The sequence below is a fragment of the Asticcacaulis sp. genome, assembly GCF_027484505.1.
Lineage (GTDB): Bacteria > Pseudomonadota > Alphaproteobacteria > Caulobacterales > Caulobacteraceae > Asticcacaulis.
Map to the genome: position 1 here is coordinate 1 of NZ_JAIXSV010000051.1, position 5,428 is coordinate 5,428.

The following is a 5,428-nucleotide window of genomic DNA, read 5'->3' on the forward strand; positions in this document are numbered from 1 at the left end:
CCCTGACAGATATGGATTGAAAGCCTTTGCTGTCAGGGCTCGCCTGCGGCCCGACCTGACCGACGGGTGATGGTCAGAGCCACCCCCGTCGCTTGAAATACAGGAATGGCACGATCACCGAGAAGATCATCAGGGCGATGGCCAGGGGATAGCCATATTCCCAGTCCAGTTCCGGCATGAAGTGGAAATTCATGCCATAGATGCTGGCCACCAATGTGGGCGGCAGGAACACCACCGCCGCGACCGAGAAAATTTTCACAATATTGTTCTGCTCGATCCCCACCACGCCCAGCAACGCATCCAACTGGAACGCGATATTGGCGGACAGGAAGGCGGTATAGTCGGCAAGCGACTGCGCATCCTGGCTCAGCGTCTTGAGCCGCGCCCGCAGGCCCTTGTCATTGGCCAGTTCACGCACCGTGCCGGTGAAGGCAATGATACGGGTCAGGGTCACCAGGCTTTCCCGGGCCTTGGCGGTCAGGTCATGGGCCCGTGCAATGCGTTTCAGCAGCAGGTGCTGCTGGTCGGAATTCAGGTGGCCCTGATGCTCCTCAATGAGCAACTCACGCGCCACCGCCGTGACATCGCGCCCCGCCCCTTCCAGCACATCGGCGATTCGATCCAGCACAGCGTCCAGCAGCGAGATGAAAGCCGAAACACCGCTTTCCAGCTTCACGCTCTGCTTTGTCACCTGATTATGGAAGCCATAGAAGGGCTTGGGATCGTCAAACCGCAGGGTGATCAGCGTCTCCCCGGTCAGGACAAAGGTGATGTCCATGGTCTCCGGCACCGGCGCATCGGCGCGGCACAGTACCGTGGCCGTCATAAAGGCACCTCCCGCTTCCCGGTACAGGCGTGATGACAGTTCGATCTCGCGCATTTCCTCACGAGTCGGCAATTCGATACCGAAGGTCTGTTCGACCAGTTGCCGGTCGGCGGTGCTGGGGGCGTTCAGGTCGATCCAGCAGGCCTGTCGCAAAAGCTCCACCGACGGCACGCCGTTCAACGGTTCATTGCGACCTTCAACCATGCGGTAGGCGCGGATCATCGGCCTTCTCTCCCGCGTATCGTGCTGCTGACACCCCGGCTTTACCTTGTCTGCACGCCGGGGGGAAGGGCGTTTTCGTCGCGGGGGACAGAAACGCAGGCTGGCGCGGCGACGCGGTTCCGGGTACATGCTGTGCCCCATGAATCCGATGCTGAAACTCGCCCTCGAAGCGGGGCCGCTGGCCCTGTTCTTCGTCATCAATTCCCGCTACGGCCTGATGGCCGGTACGGGCGTGTTTATGGTCGCCACCACGGTGGCGCTCACCGTCAACTGGCTGCTGGAACGGCGCCTGCCGGTCATGCCGCTGGTCGGGTGCTTTTTTGTGCTGGTGTTCGGCGGGCTCACCCTGTGGCTGAATGACGAACTGTTCATCAAGATCAAGCCGACCGTGGTCAACCTGTTGCTGTCGGCGACGTTGTTTGTCGGCCTAGCGCTGAAACGCAACCTGCTGAAACTGGTGCTGGGCGCGGCGCTGGACCTGACCGACGAGGGCTGGCGTATCCTGACGGTGCGCTGGGCCTGGTTTTTCCTGCTGCTGGCCGTGCTCAACGAAATCGTCTGGCGCAATTTCGGCACCGAAATGTGGGTGAATTTTAAGGTGTTCGGCATCATGCCGCTGTCGCTGGTCTTCTCCATGGCCCAGATCCCGGTGATCATGAAACATCAGAAGCCTGAACCGGGTGGCGATACGCCTGCATCGTGAAGGGCGGTACACCGACGCATGGCGGCATCGGCCCGGTAACGGCTTTGCGACAGACGATCCTTTTCATTTCGTAATCAATTCAGTTGGTAACGCGCGGGTAACGTCGATTGCGCGGGTTGGTCGGGCCTGTCCATGATCCCGAAGGTCATTGATCTATCGGGGATTTCATCATGTCGCGTCTGGTCCGTGCTTCCGCCTTTATCTTTCTTGCCCTGGCCGCTGGCGGGGTGCTGGGGGCCTGTTCGGTCAATGTCAATGATGGGGATTACGAACGCGGGCTATCCCCCGTTCCCCGCACCGCCACAGATATCTGTCGGCGCGAGGTGGACCGTTCGTTCGGAGATCGCTACCGGATCGCGTTCGACCTGCCGGAATTGGTCACCAACGGCAATGTTCAGACCGTGCAGCAGCCCTTCACAATGGCCAGCCGCCGGGACGCATTCGAGGGGCCGCAGCGCCGCTCCTTACGCTGCACCCTTGTGGATGGCGTGCTGACGCAGGCTGTACCGAACTGACAGCGCGAAAAAAAGGGGGCGGGTTGCCAAGTACGTCGGCAACCCGCCCCCCTTCTTACCGTTCGTGTTAGAAGTTCACGCCGACGCGGACATACCAGAAGCCGCCATTATAGCCGAATGGCGAATTGTCGATATACTGGTTGCCGTTGAACGGTAGGCCGGTGGCGGCATCCAGGCTGCGCCGATCCTTGTCCGGATAGGCGTCGAAGATGTTCTGGGCACCTACCGCGATGGTGTAGGCATCGGTCAGATCATAGCTGACCTCAAAATCAGCGACAAACTCGTCGCCGAAAGTCTGCCCGATATTGTTGCTGCCTGTCACCCGGAACGAGCTGTAATAGTTGACGCGGGCCAGAATGGCCCACTGGTCGCGCTTCCAGTTTTCGGTCAGGATGACACGGTACTTCGGCAGCACCGCCTCGATATTGGCAACGCGGGCGTTGCTGATGATCAGGGGGTTGCGGTCGGTCACCTCGGTCTTGTTGTAGTTCAGGGCCAGGGTGCTGCTGAGGCGTCCGAAATCATCGTCGCTGAACGTATGGCTGACAATCGCGTCGACGCCCTGGGTGCGGGTGTCGAAGGCATTGGTCAGATACTGGACCTGACCCAGCGTGTCATAATTGGATACACCCAGCAGCCGCAGCGCCTCCCGATCCGTAGCCCGAACCGTGAACGCCTGCGAGCTGCCGATACGGTTATTAACCTTGATGTTGTAATAATCAGCGGTTAGCGACAGGCTGCCGGTCGGGGTGATGACAAGGCCACCGGTCAGGTTAACGGATTTCTCCGGTGACAGTTTCTTGGCACCGAAATAGATGGCCGCCGGGTTGGTGATCGACAGGGTCGCTGTTTCCGTCGGGTCGGGGCTGCCCGGCAGGAAGTTGGTGGACACGCTGTTGGTGTTGGCCTGACCAGTCGTCGGCGCCCGGAAACCGGTGCTGGCCGAACCGCGCAGGGCGACCATCGGCGAAAAGGCGTAGCGGCCGGACGCCTTAAAATTGGTGGTGTCGCCGAAATCATTGAAATGTTCGTACCGAACCGCGGTCCCGAAGGTGAAATCCTCGGTCAGGTCGGTTTCCAGATCAAGATAGGCGGCCCCGCTTTTCTGGCTGGTGCTGCCGGCGGCGGCCGGACCATAACCGGCATAGCCGTTCGACCCGACGGCGTTGGTAACGGCGAACGTGGTGCCATCGGCACGCTGCACCACCTGGCGGGCATAGGGTCCAGCCTCGAACGAGGCATCGTCGCCGACACCAATCTCATAGGTGCTGTGCCGGTATTCGGCACCGAACGCGATGTTGAGCGGGCTGGCCGTGCCGATTTCCACCGGATAGGCGAAGTCGGCGTTAAAGTTGCTCTCCGTCTGTTTCAGGTAGCCCAGATAGAATGCGGTGGGGGTGTCCGGTCCGTACGACGGGTTGAGTGTGTTCTTGATGTTATAATCAATCTTATCCTGCCCGTAGCTGCCCGAAAAATCGTACCGCAGCTCGTTCAGCGAGCCCTTCAGCCCGACCGTCTGGGAGACGTCGGTGATGGTGCTGGCGAAGCGCGGCGTGAAGCCGTTGGGATAAAGCTGGGTAAAATTGAAGGTACGGCCGGTGGCGCTGTAATTGCCATTGGCCAGACGATCCAGATAAAACGTGTTGCCGAACAGACCGGTACGGCTGAAGCCCGTGGCGTTCACCGGCTGCCGATAGTTAAAGTCCCCCGATTGTTCGGTGCGGTTATAGTTACCGAAGAAATAGACCTCGCTCTCCCCCAGATCGAACCCGCCATTGGCGAACAGCTTTCCCGACTCCAGATCGGTCTTGCCCCATTTCTGGACCGGGTTGCGGATGGACAGAGACGGGTTTTCCTGCTGGACCTTCAAGGCGCCGGGACGCTGCGTGCCACGGCTGGTGTCGCCGCTGTCCACATATTCAACGCTGAGATTGAAGAATCCGTTTTCACCCAGCTTGAACCCCTTGTTCAGGGCAAGCTGATAATCCTGGCCATCGCCTTCGTAGAACTGGCCATAGCGGGCGTAGCCGGTCAGGCCTTCATCATTCTTTTTCAGGTTGATGTTAATGACCCCGGCAATGGCGTCGGAGCCATATTGGGCGGAGGCGCCGTCGCGCAGCACTTCGACCCGGTCGATGGCGATGGCAGGGATCTGCCCCAGATCAACCGAATGGCTCAGTTCCGACAGGGAACCGCCGCCGATCTGAACCAGGGCCGAGCGATGGCGGCGCTTGCTGTTCAGCAGAACCAGGGTTTCATCACCCGGCAGACCGCGCAGATTGGCCGGTCGCACAAAGGAGGAACCGTCGGAATTGGCCGCCTGTGGCACGCTGAAGGACGGGATAATCGCCTGGAACAGCGCATTGGTGTCGGCGGTACCCTGGCGTGTCAGTTCTTCCGAACTGTATGAATCTATGGGCGTTGATGATGTCAGGATGGTTCGGTCAATGCGGCGCGTGCCGGTGACGATGATTTCTTCAAGCTGATCGGTGGCTTGCGCGGCGGCCGTGGCGACGAAGGAGTCAAAGGCGAAACCCGATGCCAAAAGCATGATTGGCAAAGACTTTAACCATTTCCGTTGTGTCATAGAGCTCTCCTGTTCCGTGATCTGTTTGACGTGGTTTGGTTTCTTGGGTTGTCGTTATTGTTCATGGCGAATAAAAATCAACCGCCTCCGCCAAATGCTTTTAAGCAATCGGCGGTTATTTTTTTGGCTCAATTTTGGAACTCTGTGTTCTTTATCTCTGCACCGCAGAAATCAGACCTCGCTCTAAGCTTTAACTATTTGTTAAAATAATTTTCAGCTTGGTATTTGAGATAGCGAAAAACGGGCATGGACAGCGGCGAAATGCTGTTCCACGGTGGCCATGCCAAATTTAATGCGGGGGGGGCGTATGGGGTTGTGACCGCCGCCCGCTTGCTGCTGTGCAAAAATAAAAAGGGCCGCCAGGGCGATGCCCGGCGGCCTGTCTATTCGCGGATGAACCGGTTGCGCCGATCAGGCGGCGCGGGCGGCCATCAGCTTCTTGATTTCGGCGATGGCCTTGGCGGGGTTCAGACCCTTGGGGCAGGTCTGGGTGCAGTTCATGATGGTATGGCAGCGATAGAGGCGGAACGGGTCCTCCAGCGCGTCCAGACGCTCACCCGTCATCTCATCGCGGC

At 59.2% G+C, this 5,428-nt stretch carries 4 protein-coding genes and 1 pseudogene; 2 read left to right on the forward strand and 3 right to left on the reverse strand.

The features are described 5' to 3' along the window. Window positions 1-73: 73 nt before the first annotated feature. On the reverse strand, window positions 74-1,048 hold the full coding sequence (locus Q0072_RS02435; protein ID WP_298325217.1) for a magnesium transporter CorA family protein: 975 nt from the start codon (window positions 1,046-1,048) through the stop codon (window positions 74-76). A gap of 148 nt (window positions 1,049-1,196) precedes the next feature. Here Q0072_RS02435 and Q0072_RS02440 point away from each other — a divergent pair, with 148 nt between their 5' ends. Together Q0072_RS02440 and Q0072_RS02445 are read left to right on the forward strand one after the other, a co-directional pair. Beyond that, entirely contained in the window at window positions 1,197-1,751 is a 555-nt protein-coding gene (locus Q0072_RS02440) for a septation protein A (protein WP_298325219.1), read from the forward strand. 170 nt (window positions 1,752-1,921) lie between these two features. Then, window positions 1,922-2,266, forward strand: coding sequence for a hypothetical protein (locus Q0072_RS02445; protein WP_298325221.1), 345 nt, complete (start codon window positions 1,922-1,924; stop codon window positions 2,264-2,266). A gap of 67 nt (window positions 2,267-2,333) precedes the next feature. On the opposite strand, the gene Q0072_RS02450 is transcribed toward Q0072_RS02445, so the two are convergent. Together Q0072_RS02450 and Q0072_RS02455 are read right to left on the reverse strand one after the other, a co-directional pair. Then, window positions 2,334-4,853, reverse strand: a complete 2,520-nt coding sequence (locus Q0072_RS02450) for a TonB-dependent receptor (protein ID WP_298325223.1) — start codon at window positions 4,851-4,853, stop codon at window positions 2,334-2,336. A gap of 411 nt (window positions 4,854-5,264) precedes the next feature. Beyond that, a pseudogene (locus tag Q0072_RS02455) lies at window positions 5,265-5,428 on the reverse strand (succinate dehydrogenase iron-sulfur subunit); the annotation flags it as partial.